General features: G+C 66.4%; 17 protein-coding genes. 12 read left to right on the top strand and 5 right to left on the bottom strand.

The features are described from left to right. Positions 1-52 precede the first annotated feature (52 nt). Both ACYCVF_RS08530 and ACYCVF_RS08525 read right to left on the bottom strand, forming a co-directional pair. Positions 53-847 (bottom strand): protein-L-isoaspartate O-methyltransferase family protein, encoded by a 795-nt coding sequence (locus ACYCVF_RS08530; protein WP_459603031.1) that lies wholly within the window; start codon positions 845-847, stop codon positions 53-55. A gap of 1 nt (position 848) precedes the next feature. After that, on the bottom strand, positions 849-4313 hold the full coding sequence (locus ACYCVF_RS08525) for an ATP-binding protein (RefSeq protein WP_459603033.1): 3465 nt from the start codon (positions 4311-4313) through the stop codon (positions 849-851). 137 nt (positions 4314-4450) lie between these two features. On the opposite strand from ACYCVF_RS08525, the gene ACYCVF_RS08520 reads away from it, so the two are divergent. The 4 genes from ACYCVF_RS08520 to ACYCVF_RS08505 all read left to right on the top strand — a co-directional run bounded on the left by ACYCVF_RS08520 (position 4451) and on the right by ACYCVF_RS08505 (position 13156). Further along, positions 4451-10894 carry an amino acid adenylation domain-containing protein gene (locus ACYCVF_RS08520; protein ID WP_459603035.1) on the top strand — a complete coding sequence of 2148 codons (6444 nt, stop codon included), beginning with the start codon at positions 4451-4453 and terminating at the stop codon, positions 10892-10894. A 138-nt stretch (positions 10895-11032) separates the two neighbouring features. After that, on the top strand, positions 11033-11203 hold the full coding sequence (locus ACYCVF_RS08515; protein WP_459603037.1) for a hypothetical protein: 171 nt from the start codon (positions 11033-11035) through the stop codon (positions 11201-11203). A 244-nt stretch (positions 11204-11447) separates the two neighbouring features. Beyond that, complete coding sequence (locus ACYCVF_RS08510; protein ID WP_459603039.1) at positions 11448-12179, top strand: 4'-phosphopantetheinyl transferase family protein; 732 nt, start codon at positions 11448-11450, stop codon at positions 12177-12179. Further along, positions 12176-13156, top strand: a complete 981-nt coding sequence (locus tag ACYCVF_RS08505; protein ID WP_459603041.1) for an LLM class flavin-dependent oxidoreductase — start codon at positions 12176-12178, stop codon at positions 13154-13156. The genes ACYCVF_RS08510 and ACYCVF_RS08505 overlap by 4 nt, the downstream gene beginning before the upstream one ends. A 138-nt stretch (positions 13157-13294) precedes the next feature. Here the strand turns inward: ACYCVF_RS08505 and ACYCVF_RS08500 are convergent, their stop codons facing one another. The 3 genes from ACYCVF_RS08500 to mnmA form a co-directional block, all read right to left on the bottom strand. Next, positions 13295-14320 carry a histone deacetylase family protein gene (locus ACYCVF_RS08500; RefSeq protein ID WP_459606534.1) on the bottom strand — a complete coding sequence of 342 codons (1026 nt, stop codon included), beginning with the start codon at positions 14318-14320 and terminating at the stop codon, positions 13295-13297. Between the two features lie 235 nt (positions 14321-14555). Then, complete coding sequence (locus ACYCVF_RS08495) at positions 14556-15194, bottom strand: class I SAM-dependent methyltransferase (protein WP_459603045.1); 639 nt, start codon at positions 15192-15194, stop codon at positions 14556-14558. A 238-nt stretch (positions 15195-15432) separates the two neighbouring features. Beyond that, positions 15433-16614 (bottom strand): tRNA 2-thiouridine(34) synthase MnmA, encoded by a 1182-nt coding sequence (gene mnmA, locus ACYCVF_RS08490; RefSeq protein WP_459603047.1) that lies wholly within the window; start codon positions 16612-16614, stop codon positions 15433-15435. 346 nt (positions 16615-16960) lie between these two features. Between mnmA and ACYCVF_RS08485 the strand changes: the two genes are divergently transcribed. The 8 genes from ACYCVF_RS08485 (at position 16961) to flbD (ending at position 25180) form a co-directional block, all read left to right on the top strand. After that, complete coding sequence (locus ACYCVF_RS08485) at positions 16961-18571, top strand: flagellar hook-length control protein FliK (protein ID WP_459603049.1); 1611 nt, start codon at positions 16961-16963, stop codon at positions 18569-18571. A gap of 11 nt (positions 18572-18582) precedes the next feature. Then, positions 18583-19290: a flagellar hook assembly protein FlgD gene (locus ACYCVF_RS08480; RefSeq protein WP_459603051.1), complete on the top strand. Its 708-nt coding sequence runs from the start codon at positions 18583-18585 to the stop codon at positions 19288-19290. Between the two features lie 263 nt (positions 19291-19553). Then, complete coding sequence (sciP, locus tag ACYCVF_RS08475; protein WP_002714638.1) at positions 19554-19829, top strand: CtrA inhibitor SciP; 276 nt, start codon at positions 19554-19556, stop codon at positions 19827-19829. A gap of 180 nt (positions 19830-20009) precedes the next feature. Beyond that, positions 20010-21623, top strand: coding sequence for a flagellar basal-body MS-ring/collar protein FliF (gene fliF, locus ACYCVF_RS08470; protein WP_459603053.1), 1614 nt, complete (start codon positions 20010-20012; stop codon positions 21621-21623). Positions 21624-21669: 46 nt separating this feature from the next. Then, positions 21670-22761 carry a flagellar motor switch protein FliG gene (gene fliG, locus ACYCVF_RS08465; RefSeq protein WP_459603055.1) on the top strand — a complete coding sequence of 364 codons (1092 nt, stop codon included), beginning with the start codon at positions 21670-21672 and terminating at the stop codon, positions 22759-22761. Further along, complete coding sequence (locus ACYCVF_RS08460) at positions 22761-23384, top strand: FliH/SctL family protein (RefSeq protein ID WP_459603057.1); 624 nt, start codon at positions 22761-22763, stop codon at positions 23382-23384. Before fliG ends, ACYCVF_RS08460 begins: the two co-directional genes overlap by 1 nt. Before the next feature lie 2 nt (positions 23385-23386). Continuing rightward, positions 23387-23737: a flagellar motor switch protein FliN gene (fliN, locus tag ACYCVF_RS08455; protein ID WP_057027996.1), complete on the top strand. Its 351-nt coding sequence runs from the start codon at positions 23387-23389 to the stop codon at positions 23735-23737. A 57-nt stretch (positions 23738-23794) separates the two neighbouring features. Beyond that, the gene (flbD, locus tag ACYCVF_RS08450) at positions 23795-25180 is read left to right on the top strand and encodes a sigma-54-dependent transcriptional regulator FlbD (protein ID WP_459603060.1); all 1386 of its coding nucleotides are present in this window, start codon (positions 23795-23797) and stop codon (positions 25178-25180) included. Positions 25181-25218: the final 38 nt, after the last annotated feature.

The raw sequence follows: 25218 nt of genomic DNA, 5'->3' as shown, positions 1-25218 counted from the left end.
CGATCGCAATCAAGGTAAAATGAAGCGAAGCATTAGCCATTGAAACGAAGCATTAGCCATCGGACGGCAGCCCCTGCGCGAGGGCGCGAAAGCGCAGCGGTGCCAGGGCTGACGCCCGCTGCCACCAATCGGCGACGCGGTCGTCGAGCGCGGTGGTGCCGCGGCCCTGGCCGGGGAAGATCCGGATCTGCTGGATCGCCTCGGCCTCAAACCCCCTGCCCTTGCGCGTGATTTTGAGGGCGGCGCCCTCGCGGTTCCGCTGGGTCAGCGGCACCAGAAGACGGCCGCACGGACGGAGCGACTTGAGCCAGAGAGGGTGCGGCTGCGAGAAGCCGGCATGCACGATGATGACGTCGGCGCGCTCGCCGATGTCCTCGCATCCGTCGCCGTTGACGACCGTGACGTTACGATGGCCGCGCAGGCAGTTCGCGGCCCGGGCCGCGAGCCGCTCGTCGCACTCGATCGCACATATGCTGCCCCTCGGACCAACCATTCTCGACAGCACCGCGGAGAAATACCCCAGTCCGCAGCCGATCTGCACGACGCGGTCTCTCTCCCCGACGTCGAGCACGTCGATGAAATGCGCCCACAGACTCGGCAACCCCGTGTCGAGCCTGCGACGAGCGTCGATCGCGACCAGCACATTGTCGTAGAGATGAACGGGATCGGCATCGGGCGTCAGCCGGTAGCTGCGCGCCGCCTCGCCCTTGATGCGCCAGGGTCCTCTATGCAAAAAATCCTCGCGCGGAACCGTGGCGAGCGCTTCGAGCAGGCGCTTCGAGGAAATCCGCTCGCGCCTTGCAATCCTCTCCACATAGCGCGCACGCGCGGCGGCGAGAGCGCTCATGTCAGGGGGCGGCCTGTTCACGAACGAGCGCGTCCGCGCCGAGCTCGTTGACCAGCTGCATCGCCTGCTTCAGGTCCGGCGTATGGAATCCCTCGCTGAACCTGCCGACAATCGGCACGAGCAGGAGACTTGCGGCCTCGCGCTTGCCAGTCTCGAGCCACAGCCGCGCGAGGCTGGCCGCGGTGCGAAGCTCCCAGGACAGCGCGCCCTGCCTGCGCGCGACCTCCAGCGACAGGCTGAACAGATCCTCGGCCTCCTGTACCGACGCCGGCTCGCCGTCCGACAGCGTGATCTCGCCTTGCAGGCGATAGACTTCGGCAAGGTAGGAGTGATCACCGGTCCGCCTTGCGGTCGCGAGCGCACCGTCGAGGGCGCGCAAGGCGGCGTCGCGCATCCTGACCTTTGCGTAGGCCTCCGCGAGCAGGCAGCGGAACCAGCAACCGGCGAGCCAGGAATCCATCGCCTCGTATTCGTCGAGGCCGAAGCGCATCTGGTTGAGGCCTTCGTCGGCTTCGCCGAGTTGCGCCAGCGCCCAGCCGCGCAGGATCGTCGCCTGCTGCTTCCAATGCAGGAAATTGTGCTCGGTGGCGATGATCATGGCGCGGTTGGCGTGGTCGCGCGTACCCTCGACGTCACGCAGATGCTGGCAGAGATACGCCCCGAACACGAGCGCGAAGGCGAGGGTGAAAGGGTGGCGAATCTTCTCCGCATTCGCGATCGCCTGCTCGCTGTGCTGGCGCGCCGCGTCGGGCCGGCCGAGGAACCATAACAGGTAGCCGAGATAGGACAGCGAGACGACGCCGGGATCGGTGCCGTGCCGCTCCATCAGATCGGAATGCAGGTCGGGGCTGTAGAGGCTGACGCAGCGTTGCAGGTGATGCTGCGAGGCGGCAAAACGCCCGCGATAGAGCATGGTCATCGCGATCGAGCGGTGCGCTTCGATCAGGTACCCGGTCTGCTGCGCCGGCTTCGCCCGCTCATTCAGCCGCGCGCGCTTGGCGAACCTCAGCAGCTCGACGCTGAGATCGTGCGCGCGAGTGAGATCGGCGCGGATGAAATGGCAGACCCAAAGGCCTCGGGTCGCAGCGAAGGCCTTTTCGTCGTCATCGAGCTGCTGGCCGAGCTCGAGCGCGCGGATGTAGTTCTCCTCGACCTCCGCCACCGCATAGCCTTTGGCTGCGATCAGCGCGTTGCCGAGCGCAATGCGCAGCTCGAGCTCCGTCTCGTCGCCGCCCTGCATGCGGGTATTGGCCTGCACGACGCTGAGGCCCCGGCGCAGATGACCGATCGCTTCCAGATTGGCACCGGTCTTGGCCGCCTGCTTGCCGGCCTTGAGCCAGAAGCTGGCGGCGCCCTCGCTCTGGCCGGATTCGGTCAGATGATGGGCGAGCAGCTCCGGTTCGCGCTCGGTCTTTTCCGGATACATTTCGGAGAGCACCTGGACGATCCGGGAATGCAGCTTGCGGCGCTCGCTGTGCAAGAGGCTCGCATGGGCCGCGTTCTGGATCATCACGTGCTTGAAGGAGTAGAGCGCGTCGGGCGGATGGCCGCGCCGCATGATCAGCCCCGCCTCCTCCAGGTGATTGAGCGCAGCCTCGATCTGTTCGGCGGGCGTGTTGGCGACCGCATGGAGCGTCTCGTAGGAAAACTCGCGGCCGATGGTGGCGCCGATCTGCGCGATCCGCTTGAACGGCCCCATCCGGTCGAGCCGCGCCATCAGCGAGTCCGTCAGGGTTGCCGGGATTGCGAGCTGCCGCCACGGCCCCGACAGTACATAGCGCCCGTTGCGCTCGGTCAGGAGATTGGATTCGAGAACCGTCTTGGTCAGTTCTTCCAGAAACAGCGGCACGCCGTCGGTCTTGACGATGATCTCCTCGACGACCTCCTTGGGCAGCTCTCGCCCGGCGACGCGCTCGACCAGCGTCGTGCGGAGCTGCCGGCTCAGGCGGCTCAGGACCAGGGTGGTGATGTGCGAATGCGCGTTCCAGCTCGGCTGGAATTCGGAGCGCGCGGTGACGATGACCAGGATCGGCCGGTTCTGCACCCGTTCGACCAGCAGGTCGATCACCTCGCGGGAGGTCGGGTCGATCCAGTGCAGGTCCTCGAATGCGATCACCAGCGGCATCTCGCGCGCAAGGCCGAGGAAGTGACCGACCAGTGCCGCGACGGTCGCGTCCTTCTGCTGCTGCGGCGACAGCCCGAGCGGCGGATAGCGATCGCCGGTCGGTATCGACAGCAGCGCGGCAAACAGCGGCGTCACCTGCTCGATGTCGCCATGAGCGGTGGCGATCGCGGTCTCGAGGCTCGCCAGCGACACTGCGGAGGGATCCTCCCGGTCGAGGCCGAGGGAGAATTTCAGCTGCTCGACGAACGGATGGAATGCGGTGGAGGTGTAGTAAGGCGAGCACTGCAGCGAGACTTGCCCATGGCGGTCGCCCGATATCCGCTCGAAGATTTCCTGGATGATGCGCGACTTGCCGATGCCGGGCTCGCCGAACTTGACGACGACCTGGCCGTCGCCGTCCTTGGCCTGCTGCCAGCGCCCCATCAACAGTGCGATCTCCTCCTCGCGGTTGACGAGCGGCGTCAGGCGCGTGCCCATGGCGGCGGCGAAGCGGGTCTCCGCCCGCGAGGCGCGCACCACGTGCCAGGCCTGCGCCTTCTCGGAGATGCCCTTCAGCTCGTGAACGCCGAGACTGCGATAGTCGAACTTGCCCTTCAGCAGCGCCTGCGTCGAAGCGGAGATCACGACGCCATTGGGCGGCGCCAGGGCTTGCAGGCGCGCAGCGAGATTGACGGTCTCTCCGACCGCGGAATCGCGTTCTTCGGTGCCCTGCCCGACGAGGTCGCCGACCACGACGAGGCCGGTCGCGATCCCGATGCGGACGGCGGGTGAATGGCCGAGCGCGCCGCGCGGCTCGACCGGGCGCGCTGTCGACAGCACCCGCACGATTTCGAGCCCGGCACGCACCGCACGCTCGGCATCGTCCTCATGTGCGGTCGGATAGCCGAAATAGACCAGGATACCGTCGCCGACGAACCGGGCGGCAAAGCCCTCGTAATGCTTGACCACCCGGACGCAGGTTTCGCGAAAGCCAGCGATCAAGTCGCGGACGTCTTCCGGATCGAACCGTGCGGAAAGCGAGGTGGAATCCACCATGTCGCAGAACATGGTGGTGAGCTGGCGCCGTTCGGCTCCGACCTCCGCCCGTACTTGTGGAGGCACCGCCGCGGTTGGTGCCGGCGCCGTTTCCGCCTGAAACAGCGCCGCCATAGCCCGCTGGAGTCGCTTGCGATCGCCGAGCGGCAACCCGAGCTCGATCAGATCGGACTCGGTCAGGTCCCCCACGACGTCGAGATCGAGACGGTGCTGCGCGAAGAGATCGGTGTAGTGCCCGAGGCCGATGCCTTCGAGCCAGCGCTTCAACCCGCCTTCCGATCCCGTGTCCGGTTCATTCTCCAGCATGGTGATTCCGCCCGACCATCACTCCGTCGAAGGGCTTTAGGGCCCCTTCAACCACAGATATCGGGGCCAAAACTTCACCTCGGACTGGACGCGTTCCCTAACTTCTTGGAAGAATAGCTCAATCGGATCAAAAGGGAATGGCGTTGTCGGACATTGCATCCGGAGCGGGCGCGGGATCAACCGGTACGACGGGCGAAACCAACATATTTGCGCATATCAGCGGCCTTCTCGAATTTTATGCCCGCAACACACCGGCGGCGCCCGCACTCCTCGCCCCCGGCCGGCCGCCTCTCAGCTATGGCGCGCTGGACGGATCGATCCGGCAACTGGTCGGCACCTTGCGTGAACGCGGCATCGGCCCTGCAGACCGCGTCGCGGTTGCGCTGCCGCGCGGCGCCGACAGTGCGCTGGCGCTGATCGCGGTCGCCTCGACCTGCGCCTGCGTCCCCGTCAATCCCGATCTGACGGCGGACGAGCTGCAACGCTATTTCAGTGAGTTGAAGCTGGCGGCGCTCGTCACCCGGGCCGGCATGAACTCGGCGAGCCGCGAGGCCGCCAGGACGCTCGACATCGCCGTGGTCGATTTCGTGGCGGGGCCGGTCGACGATCTCGGTGGCTGCGCGTTCATCGCCCCGACGATCGGTCCGGCGCATGCCAGCGGCGCTGCGCGCGGCGAGGACGATGCGTTCATCCTGTTGACGTCAGGCACGGCGGCGCGGCCGAAGATGGTACCGCTCACCCATCGCAATGTCTGCCTGTCCGCTTACAATGCCGGCCACGCGCTGTCGCTCACGTCGCGCGATCGCCTGCTCAACGTCCTCCCACTGTTTCATGCTCATGGATTGATCTCCGGTCTTCTCACGGCGCTGGCCGCGGGCTCCAGCGTGATCTGCACCGACGGTTTCGAGGCATCGTCCTTCTTCGACTGGATGCGGGAGCTGCAACCGACCTGGTACACGGCGGTGCCGACCATTCACCGCGCATTGCTGACGGCGGCGGAAGCGAACCCGGACCGCGCCCGGTCGTCGTCGCTGCGCGTGATCCGCTCGGCCTCGGCCTCGCTCGCGCCTGCGATCTTGAGAGGGCTGGAGGCGATGTTCGGCGTTCCCGTGCTCGAGACCTACGGCATGACGGAGGCGGCCTCGCAGATCGCTGCCAATCCGTTCGAGCTGCGCAAGGTCGGATCGGTCGGCGTTGCCGCCGGCCCCGAGATCGCGATCATGGACGAGACCGGCCGCACGCTCGCAAGCGGCGAGCGCGGCGAAATCATGCTGCGCGGACCGAACATGAGCCGCGGCTACTATAATGACGATGCGGCGACGCGGGCGGCGTTCCGCGATGGCTGGTTCCGGACCGGCGACCTCGGCTATCTCGATGCCGACGGCTATCTCTTCATCGTCGGCCGTCTCAAGGACGTCATCAACCGCGGCGGGCAGAAGATCTCGCCGCTCGAGGTAGAGGACGTCCTGCTGAGCCATCCGGCAGTGCTGGAGGCCGGCGTGTTCGCCGTTCCGCACGAGAAGCTCGGGGAGAATGTCGCCGCCGTCGTGGTGCTGAGGCCGAACTCCGAGGCGAGCTCGGACCAGCTGCGCCAGTTCGCGCGCAAGCGGCTCGCAGCCTACAAGGTGCCGAGCCTGATCCGCAGCGTGGCTGCGCTGCCGAAGGGCGCCAGCGGCAAGGTCAAACGCAACGCCCTCGCCGCGCTGATCGCGACGGCGGAAAGCAATGATGAGACCCGGCTGCCGCGCAATGCGATGGAGACCGAGCTCGCCGGGATCTGGGCTGATCTTTTGGAGCTACCGCAGGTCGGTGCCGACCGGGACGTCTTCGCGCTCGGTGCGGACTCGCTCGCGGTGACACAGATGCGCTCCCGCCTGCGCGAACGCTTCGATGTCGACTTCTCGTTCGAAGACATCTTCGATTGCCCGACGGTCACGGCGCTTGCGGCCCGGGTCGAAACCGCCGCGAGCCGGCGCGAAACGGCGCTGCCGGCCTGGCAGCACTTCGCGGACGCCGACGCGCCGCTGACGTTCCAGCAGCTGCGGATGTACCTCCTCTCGCGGCTCGACCCGACCCGCTACAATTATAACGTCGTCGAAGTCGCGCTCCTCAAAGGTGCGATCGACGTCGCCGCGCTTTCTGCGAGCCTCGCTGCGATCTGCACGCGCCACGAGGCGCTGCGCTCGGCCTTCATCGAACGCCAGGGCGAGCCGGTACAGCTGGTGCTGTCATCGCCGCCGCGCTTCGAGCGCATCAAGCTCAAGCCCTGCCCTGCGGAGAAGCAGGTGGCAATCGTCAGCCGCGAGGCGCTCAAGCTGGCGCAATATCCGTTCGACCTCGCCCGCGAGCCGCCGCTGAAGGTCACGCTGCTGTCGTTCGACAAGAACAGCCACGCGCTGGTGGTCAACGTCCATCACCTCGTCACCGATGGCTGGTCGCAGCGGCTGTTCTGGGAGGAGCTCGCCGTCCAATACGCTGCGGCGCGCAAGAAGCGTCCGGCCGCACTGCTTCCGCCCGCCTTCCGGTATCGAGATTTCGCGCTCTGGCAACAGAGCTGGGCGCGGACGCCGGCGGCGAAGGAGCAGCTCGACTATTGGAGGGCCCAGCTCAACGACGTGACCACGCTGCCGCTCCGGACCGACAGGCCGAGGCCGGAGGTCTGGAGCGGGCACGGCGCGCGCCACTATCTCGAAATCTCCGGGACGCTGTCGGCGGACCTGCGCACACTGAGCCAGAACCAGGGCGTCACACCGTTCATGACGCTGCTCGCGGCCTTCCAGTGCCTGCTGTTCCGCCACACCTCGCATGAGGATGTCGCCACCGGCTCGTTGATCGCCAACCGCAACCAGATCGAGAGCGAGCGCCTGATCGGGCTGTTCGCCAACACCCTGATCCTGCGCAATGATTTTGGCGGCGATCCGAGCTTCGGCGAGATGTTGCGGCGGGTGCGGCAGGTCACGCTGGACGCCTACCGCAACCAGGACCTGCCGATCGAGGAGGTGTTGCGCGCGTTGAAGATCGCGCGGCGGAGCGACGGCAACCCGCTGTTCCGGATCATGTTCATCCTTCAGAACGCCTCCATCGAGACGGCACGCTTTCCGGGCTTGTCGACGCGGCGTCTGGAAGTGGATCCCAAAGTCGCGCGCTTCGACATCACGCTCGAACTGGTCGAGGCCGATGGGCGCTTCACCGGCTTCTTCGAATATGCCACCGATCTGTTCGATGCCGCGACGATCGAAGGCATGGCCGCGCAGTTCAAGACGCTGCTCAAGGCGGCCGTCGCCAATCCGGAGCAGCGCATCTCGCGCCTGCCGCTCCTGACAGAGGCCGAACGCCGTCGGGTGCTGGCGAAAGGCCGGGGCGTGCCGGCCGATTTCGCCACGCGCGGCAATTTGGTCGAACGCTTCGACCGCCAGGCGAAGAAGACGCCGAAGGCTGTTGCGGTGTCGGACGGCCGCACGTCCCTGACTTATCGCGAGTTGGAGCGCCGCAGCCAGGCGATCGCGCGCTGGCTGGCCGGCGAAGGCGTCGGCGCCGAGACGGTGGTCGCCTTGCTGGTGGAGCGCGGGCCCGACCTGCTCGCCGCGATGATCGCGGTGCAGCGCGCCGGCGCGGCCTTCCTCAATCTCGATCCGGACCAGCCGACGACCCGCCTTGCGACCATCCTCGGGTCTAGCTGTGCCCGCGTGCTGCTGACCGGACGAGCTCAGTCCGCCATGGTCGAGGCCCTGCTCGAACCGCTGGTCGAGCGTATCCAGTTGGCCGAGCTCGAAGACGCGATCGCGCCGGGGGTGAACAAGCCGGCTCGCGCCGCACGGCGAGCCGCCTCCAGCCTTGCTTATCTCGTCTATACCTCCGGCTCCTCCGGCGCGCCGAAGGGCGTCATGATCGAGCAGCGCGGCCTGTCGAACCATCTGGCCGCGCTGATCTCCGAGCTCGACCTCTCCGCCAGGGACGTGATCGCGCAGACCGCGCCGCAGAGCTTCGTCATATCGGTCTGGCAGTTTCTTGCCGGGCCGATGGTCGGCGCGCGCGTGCATGTCTGCGGCAACGCGATCGTGCAGGACCCGCTCCTGCTGGCGCGGGAGATGGAGCGCGAGGGCGTCACAGTGCTCGAGATCGTGCCGTCGCTGCTGCGCGTCATTCTCGATCGCATGGACGAGACGCCGATGCTGCGCGCCTTCTCCAGATTGCGGCTGCTGATCTCGACCGGCGAGCCGTTGTCGGTCGATCTCTGCCGCGCCTGGTTCGCCCGCTGCCCGAAAGTGCCGCTGATCAATGCCTATGGCGCGTCGGAATGTTCCGACGACGTCTCCCTGCATCGCCTGACCAAGCCGCCGGCGACCGCGACGGACAACGTTCCGGTCGGCGCGCCGCTGCCGAACACCCAGCTCTACGTGCTCGACACCAACCTCGAGCCGCAGCCGGTCGGCGTCGCCGGCGAGCTCTGCATCGGCGGCGCCGGTGTCGGACGCGGCTATATCAACGATCCCGCGCAGAACGAGCAGCGCTTCCTGCCCGATCCGTTCTCGCGCCAGGCTGCTGGCCGGCTGTACCGGACCGGCGACCTCGCCCGCCGCCGCGCCGACGGCACCATCGAGTGCCTCGGCCGCGCCGATCATCAGGTCAAGGTCCGCGGTTATCGTATCGAGCTCAAGGAGATCGAGAACGTGCTTGCCGAGCATCCGAATGTGCGCGTCGGCATCGTCGAACCGCGCCGCGAGGCGAGCGGCGATATCAGGCTGATCGCCCATATCGTGGCAAGGCCCGGCAGCCGGAGCAGCGCCAGCGAGTTGCGCGAATTCCTGAAGGGCAGGCTGTCGGCCCACGCTATCCCGTCCGCCTTCCTGTTCCTGGATCAGGTGCCGCTCAACGCTCATGGCAAGATCGACCGCACCGCGCTGCTGGCGTCCGCCCAGCCGGAAACGACCCGGCCGGAAGCGGCAAGGCCTGCGCGGCGCTTCACCGAGAAAGTGCTTTCCGACATCTGGATTGACCTGCTGAAGGTCGAGAGCATCCGTGTCACCGACAATTTTTTCGACCTCGGCGGCCATTCGCTGCTGGCTGGACAGGCGATGGCGCGCGTCGCCCGCGCGATTGGCGTGTCGCTGCCGATCAAGTCCATCTTCGAGGCACCGACGATCGAGGAGCTTGCCGGGCGCGTGGACGAGGCCGCGGCGGCGAGGCCGCACAAACCTGCCGCAATCGGGCCGCGATTGGGCGCGAGCGGGCCTCCTGCGCTTTCCATCGCGCAGGACCAGATGCTGCGGATCGAGCGGAATCTGCCGGGGTTGCCGCTGTTCAACCTGCCCTTCGCCTTCCGTCTCCAGGGCCCGCTCGATTCGGCCGCCCTGGCAAAGGCGATCGATGATGTCGTGCGCCGGCACGAATCGCTGCGGACCGCCTTCGCCTGGAACGGCGATGAGCCCGAAGGCCGCATCGTACCGCCTCGCACTCTTGGCCGTGTCATGACGATCGAGACGATCGGCGACGGTCGTCCCCATAACAACAAGCGGCGCAAGGCGCTCGAGCTCAGGAAGATCGATCTCCTGATCGAGCAGGAGATTTATACCCCGGTCGACAACGCTCGCGCGCCGCTGCTGCGCGCCCGGTTGTTGCGGCTTCACGACGACGACCATGTCCTGCTGCTGACGCTGCATCATGCCGTCGTCGACGGTTGGTCGATCGGCGTGCTGTTCGAGGAGTTGTCGAACCGTTATGCGGCGCTGGCTGGATATCCGTCGGTGCCGTTGCCGCAGCAGCCTCCGGCCTTTGCAGCTGTCGCACGCTGGCAGCGCTGGTGGTGCGGCACCGACGCCGCGCGACGTCAGGCTGCCGACTGGACGGAGAATCTGCGCGGAGTTGGGCCCCTCTTCGACGGCGAAACGCGCCCGGGCGCATCCACCGGGCATCATCCGGTCGGCCTCGAACGTGAGCTGGTCGGCCGGCTCACGGCATTCGCCGGTCAGCAAAGCGCCACCCTGTTCATGTGCCTGCTCACCGGTCTGAAGGCCATGCTGCTGGCCCGGACCGGTCGCACCGACATCGTGGTTGCGACTGCCATGGCCAATCGTGCCCAGCCGGACACCGACCGAATCATCGGTCCGTTCGAGAACACGGTGATCATCCGCACGACAATGACACCGGACCTGTCGTTCGCGCAGGCCTTGGCGCGGGTGCGCCAGAGCGTGCTCGACGCGCATGCGCGGCAGGAGCTCCCGTTCAACGTCCTGGCCGATCATCTGGAGCGGGAGGGAATCGATCCAGCCTCGCTGCTCCAGGTCTATTTCACGCTGCAGAATCCGCTGCGCCAGCCGCTCGATCTCCCGGATATCGCGACAGGATCGATCGGCAACATCGCGCGCGAAGGCCAACCGGTGCTGCCGATCGACCAGACATGGCTGTCGCTGATGCTCAAGGAGCGTCCGACCGGCATCACCGGCTCATGCAACTACAAGCGCGAGTTGCTCGAGGGCCGAATGGTCGGCAAGTTGATGGAGGATCTCGTCGCGCTGCTGGCGGCGGCCCTCGCCCAACCCGACGCTCCGCTCGGCCGGTTGCTCGCTCGCAGGGCGGCCTGAGCGCGTCACATCGCGGACGAGTGCGCCTACGAGCCAAAGCTGTGAATGATCAAGTTGCGTCTTGATTATTCGGCGTCACCGCGCAAGATTATTCCCGCGTTTTGATTTGGACGATTATTTTCAAATCGGGGGAGTGTTATGGGTTTCATCAAATTTACCAAGGGCACCGCGTTGAGCGAGAAAGACCGCAAGGCCCTGCAGAAGTTACTGACCCAAGAGAAGAAGAAGCTGCAGTCCGCGCTGAAGGACGTCGACGCCAGCCTGGCGTTGCTGGGCGGATCGAAGAAGGCGAAGAAGAAGAAGAAATAATTCGCCGGCCCGGACGCCGCACGAATCTCCGGACCTCAACTTTCGAGCTTTCGTTTTCGGGGTTGGGCCGCTCGCTCGTCGCGTTGGGGTCTCGCACAAGCTTGCGCCTGTAAACCGGCCTGCAAATCGACAAGAATTCGCCCGGGTGGACCGTTAGGAAGGGTTCTCACGGTTGATTCTTGCTCAGCCGATTCTTCCGTCGGGACCGGGGATTTGGCCTCGCCTGACGCCATGGGTCCATTTAATGGCAGACGACAGAATTGAACTCTTTGTCGGGCTGATCGAGACCATCGACGAGCCGGGCGCGGTCGAGTCGTACCGGCACCTGCTCTCGGTCGAGGAACGGGCCCGGGCCGATCGCTTCATGTTCGAGCGGCATCGACGGCAGTACATCTTCGCGCACGCCATGTTGCGCCTGGCACTGTCGGAGGTCGCCTCCAACGTCGCGCCCTCCGACTGGTCGTTTGGCGCGGGCCACTATGGGCGGCCATTCGTCGCAGCGCCGGTCACCCCGACCCCGCTGCATTTCAGCCTGTCACATGCCGACGGCTGCGTCGCCTGCGTGGTATCGCGGCATGAGGCCGTCGGGGTCGACGTCGAAACCGTATCGCGACGCGTCGCGCCGCTGTCGACCGCGCTTCGCTTCTTTGCGCCGGAGGAGGTCGAGACGCTGCGCGGACTGCCGGAGCCCGCGGCGATCGAACGCTTCTTCGATTATTGGACGCTCAAGGAGGCCTATCTGAAGGCCAGGGGCTTTGGGCTCAATTTGCCGCTCGATGCCTTCGCAATGCAGGTGTCGGGCGAGGCCATCGAGATCAGCTTCAAGCCCGACATTGCCGACGACCCGGACCGCTGGCGCTTCTCGCTGTGCTCGCCATCGCCCTCGCACCGCCTGGCGATCGCCGACGGCTCACGCGCGGACGGCGGCCTGCCCATCAGCCGCAATGCCTGGCCGCTCCGGGAAGCGGTGGAATGACGACCTCGCGGCTGCGCATCTTTCCTGCGATCTCCCGCAACCGCGATCCCAAATCCTATGTCGGCGAGCTGATGCGGGTGGCCCGGTTCGCCGATCGCAACGGCTTCGAAGGCATCCTGCTGTTCGAAGGCAACGACGTGTTCGTCGAGCCCTGGGCGATGGCCCAGCACATCATGGCAGAGACGACGCGATCTTCGCCGCTGATCGCCGTCAATCCGGTCTACATGCACCCGTTCACCGCGGCGAAGCTCGTCTCGTCCCTTGCGCAGCTCTACGGCCGCAAGGTCTATCTCAACATGATCACGGGCACGGCGGTCAGCGACTTGCACGGGCTGGGCGACGACGAGGGGCATGCCGATCGATACGTCCGGCTCGGCGAATATGTCGCGCTGATGCGCCAGTTGCTGGCAAGCCCGCGGCCGGTCAATTTCACGGGCCGGTTCTACCGCGCCAGCGATCTGCAACTTCGCCCTCGCTTGCCAACCGAGCTGATGCCGGAGTTCTTGATCGCCGGCCAATCCGAGGCGGCCCGGCGCGTCGCGCAGGACACCGGCTGCATCAAGATGCAGATGCTGCCGCCCGACCTCGATCGCGGGCTCGACGCGGCAGGCATGAACTTTGGAATTTTCGCGCGGGCGGAACGTGACGAGGCCCGACAGGCCGCAAAGGCGCGCTTCTCCGACAATCCCGACGATCGCGAGTTGCTCGCGCTCACGGTGGAGAACAGCGATTCAGTGTGGAAACGCCGGCTCTATGAGGGGCAAAGCGGCGAGCTTCACGACAACGGCTACTGGCTGTTGCCGTTCCTGACCTTCCAGGCCGACTGCCCCTATCTGGTCGGCAGCTATGCCGAGATCGGCGCCAAGCTGAAGCAGTTTGCGGCGAAGGGCCTGACCACGATCATGCTGGACATGGTGGCCGACGAGTCCGAGATGCAGCACGTCCGCAAGGCGCTCGCGGCGAGCGGGTTGTTCTAGATATCTACGCGCGGTGCTCTCTCCGCCGTCATGGCCGGGCTCGTCCCGGCCATCCACGCATCGCCGCGGCTCGAAGAACGTGGAAGCCGGGACAAGCCCGGGCATGACGACCGACGCGGAGAGAGGTGAAGGCGCACCTCACCGCGCCTCTTCGAATCCCGCCAGCACCGAGGCCAGGTTCGCGCCGAGGATATCCGAGAGATAGCCGCCCTCCTGCACGAACACGGTCGGCAGGCCCATCTTCGCGATGGCCTGACCGATGCGGCGGAAGCCGGGCGTGGTGACGGCCAGTCCCTTCAGCGGGTCGTGCTCGGAGGCATCGAGACCGAGCGCGATGACCAGCGCTCCGGGTGCGAAGGATTCGATCGCCTTGCGCGCGCGGTCCAGCGCCTGGATGTAGCCGTCGTCGCCGGTGCCGATGGCGAGGGGAATGTTGAGATTGGTACCGAGGCCGGGTCCTTCGCCGCGCTCATGGGCGTAGCCCCACACGAAGGGGTAGTACGCGACCGGATCCGCGTGGATCGAGATCGTGTAGACGTCGGGCCGCGCGTAGAAGATGCCTTGCGTGCCGTTGCCGTGATGGACATCGACGTCGAGGATCACGACGCGCTCGTGCTTCTGCCGCAGATGCGCCGCCGCGATGGCGCTGTTATTGAGGAAGCAGAAGCCGCCGGCCATGTCGCGATAGGCGTGATGCCCGGGCGGACGGCAGAGCGCGTAGGTCGCATCCTCGCCGTCCATTACCATCTGCGCGGCGGTGACTGCGACGTCGGTCGCGGCGCAGGCGGCCGCCCACGTGCCCGGGCCGATCGGCGCCGCGGTATCGGCGGTGTGCCAGCCGAGCTTGCCGACGATGTGGGTGGGATAGGTCGCGGCATGGCGCACGGGATGGATATTGCCGATCATCTCCGGGCCGGAATCACCGAGGGCGGTCCAGGCGTCCCAGGCTTCGCTCAGGAACGACAAATATTCCGGGCTGTGGATGCGCGCGCGCGGCCCCTGCCCGAATTTCGTCGGCTCGACCAGTTGATGCTTGCCGTCCTTCAATCCCTTGAGCAGGCGGTCGGCGCGCTCAGGTTGCTCGGTGGTGCGCTTGACGACGCCGCGAACCAGGAAGAATTGCGGATCGTGGCTGCGATGCAGTTCGGTGTGGACGGCCTTCACTCAAACACTCCGTGGTCGCATGCTCTTAAGGTGTGCCACAGATGTCTTGATCCCCGCGGCGGCGAGATGCAAGCAAGAAGAATGCCGCCCCTGTCGCGCGGCTCTGCGCCGGAAGCAGATCGCCGGATCGTGCTCTACAACGAACTGGCTTCCCGTTGACTCGATTACCGCGGTGGTTCGTTCACCTCTCCCGCAGGCTTGCGGGAGAGGGAGCACATCGCCCGTGCCGTTGCAGTTACGCCTTGCGGTAGCGGATCAGCGAGAAATGGCCCATCGGCGGCATGGGGCGGCGCTCGGCGAGCGTGATGCCGCCGTGCCTGGCGGCCCAGCCCTCGAGGCGGGCCCACGGGAATTCCGGGCGCCAGCCGAGGCGGCGGGCGACGGGCGCGAAGGCGAGCTCGAACAGCCTTCGCGGTCCGTTCTCCGCGCCGATGTGGTTGACCAGGATCAGCTCGCCGCCGGGCTTGAGCACGCGCACGAACTCGTCGAGCGTGCCCTCGGGATCGGGCACGGCGGTGATGACATATTGCGCGACCACCGCGTCGAAGAATTTGTCGGGAAAGGCGAGGTTCTTGGCGTCCATCACCGAGAGCACCTCGACATTGGACAGCCGCATCGCGCGAACGCGCGCCTGCGCCTTGCGCAGCATCGGCTCGGAAATGTCGACGCCGCAGATCTTCGTGGTGCGCGCGTAGTCGGAAAGCGAGAGCCCCGTGCCGACGCCGACGTCGAGGATGCGGCCGCCGATGCGGTCGGCCTCCGCGATCGTCGACTGCCGGCCGGCGTCGAACACCTTGCCGAACACGAGATCATAGACCGGCGCCCAGCGGCCATAGGCCTTCTCGACCCCGGCCCGCGAGATGTCTGCTGCCATGCCCCTGCCCTAACGAAAACTCTGGAGAATAATGATCATCGTTGAAAACGCTGTCAGCCCTGCGCGCGGTCCGCGCCGCTCCCGCTTGCGGGAGAGGTCGGCGCGCAGCGCCGGGTGAGGGTTCTGTCCGCTCGCGAGAGATCGTGTGTGGAGAGAGCCCTCTCCCCGGTCCTCTCCCGCAGGCGAGAGAGGGGGCGCACTTGCGTCGGCGCGAGAGTGCGATCCGATCTCATGATGATCAGCCGCGCACGGCTTCCGCGAGCGGGCGCGACGTGGCCGCGTCGACCTTCGCCGCGGCGCTCTGGATGAAGCCGCCGCCGAGCACGCGGGCCTGGCCGCCGGCTGCGTCGTAGAAGACGCAGGCCTGGCCGGGCGAGACGCCTTCCTCGCCAGCGACGAGTTCGACTTCGTACTGGCCGTTGCCGCCGCGCAGCCACGCCGGCTGGGGGCTGCGGGTCGAGCGCACGCGCACGAACATCTCGAGGCCGCCGCCGATGGCGCGGTCGATGTCGCCGTCGCCGATCCAGTTGACGTCGCGCAGGCCGATGCGGTGCATCTTCAGCGCATCGCGCGGGCCCACGACGACGCGGCGGTGCGCTGCATCGAGCCGCACCACGAACAGCGGCGAGCCGGAGGCGATGCCGAGGCCCCGGCGCTGGCCGACGGTGAAATTGGCGATGCCGTTGTGCCGGCCGAGCACGCGTCCGTCGAGATCGACGATGTCGCCGGGGTCCATCGCGTTCGGCCGCAGGCGGGTGATGATGTCGGTGTAGCGGCCGGTCGGCACGAAGCAGATGTCCTGGCTGTCGTGCTTGTCGGCGACGGCGAGCCCAAAGCGCCGCGCGAGCTCGCGGGTCTGCGGCTTGGTCATGTCGCCGAGCGGGAAGCGAAGGAAGTCGAGCTGCTCGCGCGTGGTCGCGAACAGGAAATAGCTCTGGTCGCGGTCGGCGTCGGCCGCGCAGACCAGCGCGCGCGAGCCATCGTCCAGGCGGCGCGAGGCGACGTAATGACCGGTGGCGAGCGCCTGCGCGCCGAGTTCGCGCGCGGTCTTCAGGAGGTCGCGGAATTTGACGCTGCGGTTGCACTCGATGCAGGGCACCGGCGTCTCGCCCAGTGCATAGGAATCGGCGAAATTGTCGATGACGGACTCGCGAAAGCGATCCTCGTAGTCGAGCACATAATGGGGAATGCCGAGCTTGGCGGCGACGTCGCGGGCGTCGTGGATGTCCTGGCCGGCGCAGCAGGCGCCCTTGCGGTGGGTCGCCGCGCCATGGTCGTAGAGCTGCAGCGTGATCCCGACGACGTCGTAGCCCTCCGCCTTCAGCAGCGCAGCCGTCGTCGAAGAGTCGACGCCGCCCGACATGGCGACGACGACCCTGGTGTCCTCGGGACGGCCTTCGAGATCCAGACTGTTGAGCATGGGCCTTAAAGCGTTATGACGGCGGCGTGCGCGATCCGCGATTGCTGTGCTTTCTCGCGGGACACCGGCATCCCCCGGAACCTGGTTCCCCGGGGGGCACGACTGCCCAAGTCGAAAGCGGCTGAGTAGCGTCTTTAATATAGGCGGCATTCCCGTGAAGCAATCACGCGGGCAGCCAGCTTAGGGCAATTCTTGCCGGGGCGGCAGAAATGGCGGGGCTACGGCCGGCTGCCCGGCAGCTGCTTCAATACGGCAAGACATTGATTCTATTGTCAGAAATAGCATGGAGGAGTGCTGGCCCGCTCCTTGCTACCCCTTCTCCGAAGCTGCTTCCAAGGGGTTGCCTGTGGTCGGTCGTACGTCAGATGTCGTGGCAAGCGTGCAAGTTGCGAGCGCGCAGCAAAAGCCTGCGCGCTCGCAAGCCCCGAAAGAGGCGCCCGCGAACGACTCCTTCGGCTCGCTCGTCGACAGCAACACCCAGGCGATCAGCGACAATGCGCAGGACGCAGCGCCGCGCCGGAGCGATCCCGCGTCATCCTCCACGGAGTCCGACCGCCGCCCGCGCGAAAGCTCTCCCGCGGACAAGCCTTCGCAGAGCAGGGCGAGCGACGACACCGACACGTCCGCGCCGGCGAAGAACGACAAGAGCGATGCGACAGGCGATCCGGCCAAGGACGCCGGCAAGGCCAAGGACAAGTCCGAGACATCGGACGCCAAATCGGCGGACAAATCCGACGAGACCAAGGGCGACGACGCCGACGGCACCGACGCAGCCACCGCCGCGGTCGATGCGGCTGCCGCCGCGCCGGCCGGTGCGGCGCAGACCGCCGTGCCCGATCCCGCCGTCATCGTTCCCGCGCCGGTCGTGCCGGTCGATCCGAATGTGGCTGCGAACCAGGCCAGCGATGCCGCCGCCTCGCCGCTGACGATCGCCGCGGCAGGTCTTGCCGCCAGTGCCTCCACTGCAGCGCAGATCGCCGGCAATCAGTCTGACACCGCCGGCGACAAGAGCGCCAAGGCCGCAGGCGCCGAGATCGACGCCGACACGGCGACGACGCTCGGCGAGACCGCGACCGGCACGCCGGAGGAGATCTCGACCGATGCAAAGGCCAATGGCGGACTGATCGCCGCCGCCAGCCAGGGCACGCCGAAAACCTCGTTCAAGGACGCCGTCGCGGCGCAGGCCCAGGCCGATGTTTCCAATATCGGCCAGGATGCCGGCAACGCGAATACCGCCGCGACGCAAGCTCCGGGCGCAGCGACCCTCAACGCCGCCGCTCATCCCCAGGCCGCCAAGCCGCAGGCAGATGGCGCAACGGCCGATGCGAAGGCGGCCGGCATCGAGCGCGCTGCCGATGCGACGCCCGGCACGCCCGCCACGCACGCTCATGCGGGGCCACAAGCGACCGTCGCCCCGCTCGACGCCAGTGCGCAGGCCGCCTCCGCCGTGCAGGCGCCGCCAACCAACACGACCTCGGCTGCCACCGCATCGACCGCGACGCTCACCGCAACCGCGGCAACCAGCACCACCGTGCCGATCAACGGCGTGCCGATCGAGATCGCGGCCGCCATTCGCGCCGGCAAGAGCCGTTTCGACATCAGCCTCGATCCGGCCGAACTCGGCAAGATCGACGTCCGCATCAATATCGACCGCAACGGCCAGGTCACCTCGCATCTCACGGTGGAGAAGCCGGAGACGCTGTCGATGCTGAAGCAGGACGCGCCGCAATTGCAGCGCGCGCTGGACGACGCCGGCTTCAAAACCGGCAGCAACGGCCTGTCGTTCAGCCTGCGCGACCAGAATTCGTCGAACCAGAACTCCGGCCAGAACAACGACAATGGCGGCAATACGCGCCGGCTGGTCATCAGCGAGGAAGAGAGCGTTCCCGCCGCGCCCGTCGGACGCGGCTACGGCCGCATGCTCGGATCGAGCAGCGGCGTCGACATCAGAGTGTAGGAGTATTCGATATGGCCACCACGAATGCCGCCACCGCCCCCTCCGTCGTCTCCGGCACGACCGAGTTGCCGAAATCCTCCTCGTCGAACTCGCTGAGCTCGACCACGGGATCGACGCTCGCCGGCAACTTCCAGACCTTCCTGACGCTGCTGACGACGCAGCTCCAGAACCAGAACCCGCTGGATCCGCTCGACACCAACCAGTTCACCCAGCAACTGGTACAGTTCGCCGGCGTCGAGCAGCAGCTCAAGACCAACGATTCGCTGGCCCAGCTCGTCACCCTCCAGCAGACCACGCAGGCGACCCAGGCGCTGGGCTTCGTCGGCAAGACCGCCCTGGTCGACGGCTCCACCGCGACCATGACGAACTCGGTAGCAATCTGGCATCTCAACGTGCCGACCGATTCGACCGTCGACATCACCGTCGCCAATTCCACCGGCCAGACCGTGTTCACCGGCAAATATTCCTCCGCCGCCGGCACCGACATCCCCTTCACCTGGAACGGCATGGGCAATGACGGCACGCAATGGCCCGACGGCAAGTACACGATCTCGGCCACGGGTAAGGACGTGGCGAACAACAATGTCGGCATCGCCGCGCAGGTGCAGGGCGTGGTGTCGTCGGTGGACCTGACCCAGTCGCCGCCGCTGCTCACCATCGACGGCGCCAGCTACACCCTGAGCCAGGTCAAGAGCATCATCGCGACCAGCGCCTATTGAGGTGGACCACCTCTCCGCTGCGGGGACAGGTGAAGCAGAGCTCCGGGCTCGCGTCGAGCCTGCAAATGTCGTTTGGCGTTAGTAAAGTATTTACCTTCTGCCCCGCTCTGCCGGCCGAGATCGCGTCTCCCGCCGGCCGGGACGGCCGCGTTCCCACAAGTTTCAACGAGAATTGTATTGAACCCTTAGGCTTAGCGGATTTTTAAGCCGCCGGGCGTAGGGTTACTGCGTGAGTTCAGTGGTTGAGAGTTTGTGAGTACGCCATGACAGAACCCCATCGCCCGAGGGTAAAATACGTCATCGGGCCGGACGGCAGTCCGTTGACGATCGCGGATCTGCCTGCACCCGGCACCAAACGCTGGGTCATCCGCCGCAAGGCCGAAGTCGTCGCCGCTGTCCGTGGTGGACTTCTCTCCCTTGAGGAGGCCTGCAGCCGTTATACCCTGACGGTCGACGAATTCCTCTCCTGGCAGTTTTCCATCGACCAGCACGGTCTGGCGGGTCTTCGCACCACCCGCATCCAGCAATATCGCCAGTAGGCGATCCGGAAATCTGCGGCTTTTGACGAAAATCGGCCTCGCATTGCGGGGCCGATTTTTTTCATGATGCAGTTTTGTCCGACCTCTTAACCTTCGTTAACCATATCGAAACCATCACCTAGGCAATAATTGCCCAGTCGGCCTTTCCAGTGAAAGCAGCCGAATCTGTGGGGCGGTTGCTTGCAAGGGCTTGCGGACTTTCTGAAGAGTATCGGCGCCGCCCGGTTCGGGGCGATGATCGCGGTCACCGCCGCGCTCATCGGCTTCTTCGCCTTCGTCATCATGCGCGTCACCACGCCGCAGATGACGACGCTGTTCACGGACCTCAGCGTCGAGGATTCCTCGAGCATCATCAAGGACCTGGAACGCCAGGGCATCCAGTTCGAGATCCGCAATGAGGGCTCCATCATCATGGTGCCCAAGGACAAGGTCACGCGGCTGCGGATGAAGCTCGCCGAGGGCGGCCTGCCCAAGGGCGGCGGCGTCGGCTACGAGGTGTTCGACAAGTCGGACGCGCTCGGCACCACCTCGTTCGTCCAGAACATCAATCACCTGCGCGCTCTCGAAGGCGAACTCGCCCGCACCATCCGCGCCATCGACCGCATCCAGGCCGCCCGCGTCCATTTGGTGCTGCCCGAACGCCCCCTATTCGCGCGCGAGGCGCCGGAGCCGTCGGCCTCGATCGTGGTCCGCGTCCGCGGCTCGCTGGAGGCCCAGCAGATCCGCGCCATCCGCCACCTCGTCGCCTCCGCCGTCAACGGGCTGAAGCCGCAGCGGGTCTCGATCGTCGACGAGGCCGGCCAGCTGCTTGCCGACGGCGCAGCGAGCGATCCGGAGCAGGCCGTCGGCGACGAGCGCCGCATCGCCTTCGAAAAGCGCATGCGCAAGCAGGTCGAGGACATCGTCTCCTCCGTGGTCGGCTCGGGCCGCGCCCGCGTGCAGCTCTCCGCCGATTTCGACTTCAACAAGGTCACCCAGACCTCGGACAAGTTCGATCCCGAAGGCCGCGTGCTGCGCTCGAGCCAGACCCGCGAAGAGCAGAGCATGACCGCCGACAACAGCGGCCAGGTCACCGTCAACAACGAGCTGCCCGGCAACCAGCAGAACAACGCCGCCGCAGCCAAGGACCAGAGCAAGAAGACCGAAGAGACCAACAATTACGAGATCTCCCGCACCACCAAGACCGAGGTAACTGAAGCCGGCCGGGTCAACCGCATCTCGGTCGCGGTGCTCGTCGACGGCATCTACAGCAAGAACGAGAAGGGCGATCTGGCCTACCAGGACCGCACCAAGGAGCAGCTGGATCGCATCGCCGCGCTGGTGCGCTCGGCGATCGGCTTCGACCAGAAGCGCGGCGACCAGGTCGAGGTCGTCAACCTCCGCTTTGCCGACGCGCCGTCCACCGCGCCGATCGGCGAACCCGGCGGCTTCCTCGGCATGCTCCAGTTCACCAAGGACGACGTCATGTACTTCGTCGAGCTCGGCGTGATGATGCTGCTCGGCCTGGTCGTGCTGTTCCTGGTGATCCGCCCGCTGGTCAGGCGCATCCTCGCCTCCGACGAGGTCGCCGCCGCCATCTCCGGCGTCCTCTCCGGCCCGGCCGCCTCGGACGAGGCGGCTCCGGCCAGCGGCCAGCCGCTGCTGCCGAGCGGCGCCGCCAGCGCAATCGACGTCGCCACCGTGCAGGGGCAGGTCCACGCCCAGTCCGTGCATCGCGTCGGCGAGCTCGCCGAGCGCAACCCCAACGAAACCGTCGCCATCATCCGCCAGTGGCTGACCGAACCCGCGAAATGACCGAAGCCAAGTAACTCTGCCAAGCGAAATCAAGAAGTGATCTGACATGGCCGCCAATCTGCAAAACGCCAACTCCAACGACATCACCAGCGTGATCTCGACGCTCGGCCAGCGTGCGAACAATCGTGCGGGCGACAAGTCCGAGGCGTTGGCCGGACCGAAGCGTGCCGCCATCCTGATGCTGGCGCTCGGCGAGCAATATGGCGGCAAGATCTGGTCGCTGCTCGACGACGACGAGGTGCGCCAGCTCTCGCTGGAGATGTCGACGCTCGGCACCGTCGAGGTCGACACCGTCGAGGACATGCTGCTCGAGTTCGTCTCGCGCATGTCGGCTTCGGGCGCGCTGATGGGCAATTTCGACGCCACCGAACGGCTGCTGCAGCAATACCTTCCGCCGGAGCGCGTCAACGGCATCATGGATGAGATACGCGGTCCCGCCGGGCGCAACATGTGGGAGAAGCTCTCCAACGTGCAGGAAGAGGTCCTCGCCAACTATCTCAAGAACGAGTACCCGCAGACCATCGCGGTGGTGCTGTCCAAGCTGAAGTCGGAGCATGCCGCCCGCGTGCTCGGCATCCTACCCGAGGAGCTCGCGCTCGATGTCGTCAACCGCATGCTGAAGATGGAGGCGGTGCAGAAGGAGGTGATCGAGAGCGTGGAGAAGACGCTACGCACCGAATTCATGTCCAATCTGTCGCAAACCCGCCGCCGCGACGCCCACGAGGTGATGGCGGAGATCTTCAACAATTTCGACCGCCAGACCGAAACCCGCTTCATCACCTCGCTAGAAGAGGACAACCGTGAATCGGCCGAGCGCATCAAGGCGCTGATGTTCACCTTCGACGATCTCGTGAAGCTCGATTCCGGCTCGGCCCAGACGCTGATGCGCAACGTCGACAAGGACAAGCTCGGCGTCGCCCTCAAGAGCGCCAACGAGGACGTCCGCAACTTCTTCTTCGGCAACATGTCCTCGCGCGCGGCCAAGATGCTCCAGGACGACATGGCGGCGATGGGCCCGGTGCGCCTGCGCGACGTCGACGAGGCCCAGGCGCTTCTGGTCAACCTCGCCAAGGACCTCGCCGCCAAGGGCGAGATCATGCTGACCAAGAACCGCGCCGACGACGAGCTGGTGTACTGATGGCCGCTCCGGCGAAATTCCTGTTCGATACCGACTTCGCGGCGCCCGAGAGGACGACGCGCGAGAAGGCCGCGACCGCGGCCGAGATCGCCCAGAAGGTCGCGGAAGCCGAGGCGCGCGCCTACCAGGACGGCTTTGCCGCCGGCCAGCGCGAAGCCAAGGCCGAGAGCGACCGCCGCGTCGCGCTCGCCATGGAAGAGATCAACATCGCCATTCGGGGCGTCGCTTCCGGCATCGGCAACATCGAGACCAAGATGGAGACCGAGGCGGTCGAGGTCGCGGTCGCCGTCGCGCGCAAGCTGTGCGCCGATCTGGTCGCCGCCGAGCCGCTCGGCGAGGTCGTCGCGCTGGTCAAGGACTGCTTCTCGCATCTGGTCGCGACGCCGCATCTCGTCGTCCGCATCAACGATGCGCTCTACGATGCCGCCCGCGAGAAGATCGAGCGGCTCGCCAAGCAGAGCGGCTTCGAGGGCCGTATGGTGATCCTGGCCGAGCCGGAAATCGCCACCGGCGACTGCCGGATCGAATGGGCCGACGGCGGCGTCGTGCTGGAGCGCGGCGCCATCATGGCCAAGATCGACGAAATGGTCGGACGCTATATTGCGTCCCGCAAGGGGAGCTAGCCATGAGCGACACCGACGGACAGGTCCCGCTGCCCGATCTCAACGGCCCGATGCCGCCAACCGGCACCGACGTCGGCTACAACGAGGACGAATATGCGGCGCGTGCCGCAGCCGACCTCGAAGCGGTGTTCGACGTGCCCGTACAGGTCTCGGCCGTGCTCGGCCGCTCCAAGATGGACGTCGGCGAGCTCCTGAAGCTCGGACCAGGCACCGTGCTCGAGCTCGACCGGCGCGTCGGCGAAGCCATCGACATCTACGTCAACAACAAGCTGGTCGCCCGCGGGGAGGTCGTCCTGGTCGAGGACAAGCTCGGCGTGACCATGACGGAAATCATCAAGGCCGAACGCGGCTAGCGCAAGAATACAAGGACATGACGCGCGGCAGCGCGAACAGACGGACAGGAGACTGACATGCGGCTTCTCATCGTTGGCACATTGAAGGGCCAGCTCACCACCGCCACCAAGATCGCGATGGAGAACGGCGCCACCGTGACCCATGCCGAGGATCACGAGCAGGCGATGCGCGTGCTGCGCGGCGGCAAGGGCGCCGACCTCCTGCTGGTCGACGTCGCCCTCGACATCCGCGACCTCGTGCTGCGGTTGGAGGCCGAGCACATCCACGCCCCGATCGTGGCCTGCGGCATCACCAACGACGCCCGCGCCGCGGTCGCCGCGATCCACGCCGGGGCCAAGGAGTACATCCCGCTTCCGCCGGACCCGGAGCTGATCGCCGCGGTGCTCGCCGCGGTCGCCAACGATTCCCGCGAGCTGGTCTATCGCGACGAGGCGATGGCAAAGGTGATCAAGCTCGCCCAGCAGATCGCAGGCTCGGACGCCTCGGTGATGATCACCGGGGAATCCGGCACGGGCAAGGAAGTGCTGGCCCGCTACGTCCACGCCCGCTCGGCGCGCGCCAAGCGTCCCTTCATCTCCATCAACTGCGCCGCGATCCCCGAGCACCTCCTGGAATCCGAGCTGTTCGGCCACGAGAAGGGCGCCTTCACCGGCGCGATCGCGCGCCGCATCGGCAAGTTCGAGGAAGCGACCGGCGGCACGCTGCTGCTGGACGAAATCTCGGAGATGGACGTCCGCCTGCAATCGAAACTGCTGCGCGCCATCCAGGAGCGCGTGATCGATCGCGTCGGCGGCACCAAGCCCGTGCCGGTGGACATCCGCATCATCGCGACGTCCAACCGCAACCTGGCGGAGGCGGTGCGCGAGGGCACGTTCCGCGAGGATCTGCTGTTCCGCCTCAACGTCGTGAATCTGAAGATCCCGCCGCTGCGCGAGCGCCCGGCCGACATCCTGGAGCTCGCCCAGCACTTCGTGAAGAAGTATGCGGAGGCCAACGGCGTGCCGCTGCGCCCGATCTCGGCGGAGGCCCGCCGCGTGCTCGCCAGCAACCGCTGGCAGGGCAACGTTCGCGAGCTCGAGAACACCATGCACCGCGCGGTGCTGATGGCGCAGGGCGACGAGATCGGACCCGATGCGATCATCACGCCGGACGGCGATCGCCTCGACCTCGCCAGGACGCCGCCGGCCGTGGCGCATGCAACGATGGCAGCCGAGCAGGTGACGCGGGCGCTCGTGGGACGCACCGTCGCCGACGTCGAACGCGACCTGATCCTGGAGACGTTGAAGCACTGTCTTGGCAACCGGACCCATGCCGCCAATATCCTGGGCATATCGATCCGCACGCTGCGCAACAAGCTCAACGAATATGCCGACGGCGGCATCCCGATCCCGCCCGCGGGAACGCCGGGTGAGTATCCGCGGATGCCGATGATGGGGGCGTAGCGCTCCTGCCGAACATTGAAGATGCAAATGCCCGGGCC

The organism is Bradyrhizobium cedriense, from assembly GCF_054602315.1.
This window is presented reverse-complemented; position numbering and strand designations above follow the sequence as displayed.

What these genes read in the sequence shown, in the direction of transcription:
- ACYCVF_RS08530 (WP_459603031.1), bottom strand. Translation starts at nt 847, where the DNA reads ATGAGCGCTCTCGCCGCCGCGCGTGCGCGCTATGTGGAGAGGATTGCA.
- ACYCVF_RS08525 (WP_459603033.1), bottom strand. Translation starts at nt 4,313, where the DNA reads ATGCTGGAGAATGAACCGGACACGGGATCGGAAGGCGGGTTGAAGCGC.
- ACYCVF_RS08520 (WP_459603035.1), top strand. Translation starts at nt 4,451, where the DNA reads ATGGCGTTGTCGGACATTGCATCCGGAGCGGGCGCGGGATCAACCGGT.
- ACYCVF_RS08515 (WP_459603037.1), top strand. Translation starts at nt 11,033, where the DNA reads ATGGGTTTCATCAAATTTACCAAGGGCACCGCGTTGAGCGAGAAAGAC.
- ACYCVF_RS08510 (WP_459603039.1), top strand. Translation starts at nt 11,448, where the DNA reads ATGGCAGACGACAGAATTGAACTCTTTGTCGGGCTGATCGAGACCATC.
- ACYCVF_RS08505 (WP_459603041.1), top strand. Translation starts at nt 12,176, where the DNA reads ATGACGACCTCGCGGCTGCGCATCTTTCCTGCGATCTCCCGCAACCGC.
- ACYCVF_RS08495 (WP_459603045.1), bottom strand. Translation starts at nt 15,194, where the DNA reads ATGGCAGCAGACATCTCGCGGGCCGGGGTCGAGAAGGCCTATGGCCGC.
- mnmA (WP_459603047.1), bottom strand. Translation starts at nt 16,614, where the DNA reads ATGCTCAACAGTCTGGATCTCGAAGGCCGTCCCGAGGACACCAGGGTC.
- ACYCVF_RS08480 (WP_459603051.1), top strand. Translation starts at nt 18,583, where the DNA reads ATGGCCACCACGAATGCCGCCACCGCCCCCTCCGTCGTCTCCGGCACG.
- sciP (WP_002714638.1), top strand. Translation starts at nt 19,554, where the DNA reads ATGACAGAACCCCATCGCCCGAGGGTAAAATACGTCATCGGGCCGGAC.
- fliG (WP_459603055.1), top strand. Translation starts at nt 21,670, where the DNA reads ATGGCCGCCAATCTGCAAAACGCCAACTCCAACGACATCACCAGCGTG.
- ACYCVF_RS08460 (WP_459603057.1), top strand. Translation starts at nt 22,761, where the DNA reads ATGGCCGCTCCGGCGAAATTCCTGTTCGATACCGACTTCGCGGCGCCC.
- fliN (WP_057027996.1), top strand. Translation starts at nt 23,387, where the DNA reads ATGAGCGACACCGACGGACAGGTCCCGCTGCCCGATCTCAACGGCCCG.
- flbD (WP_459603060.1), top strand. Translation starts at nt 23,795, where the DNA reads ATGCGGCTTCTCATCGTTGGCACATTGAAGGGCCAGCTCACCACCGCC.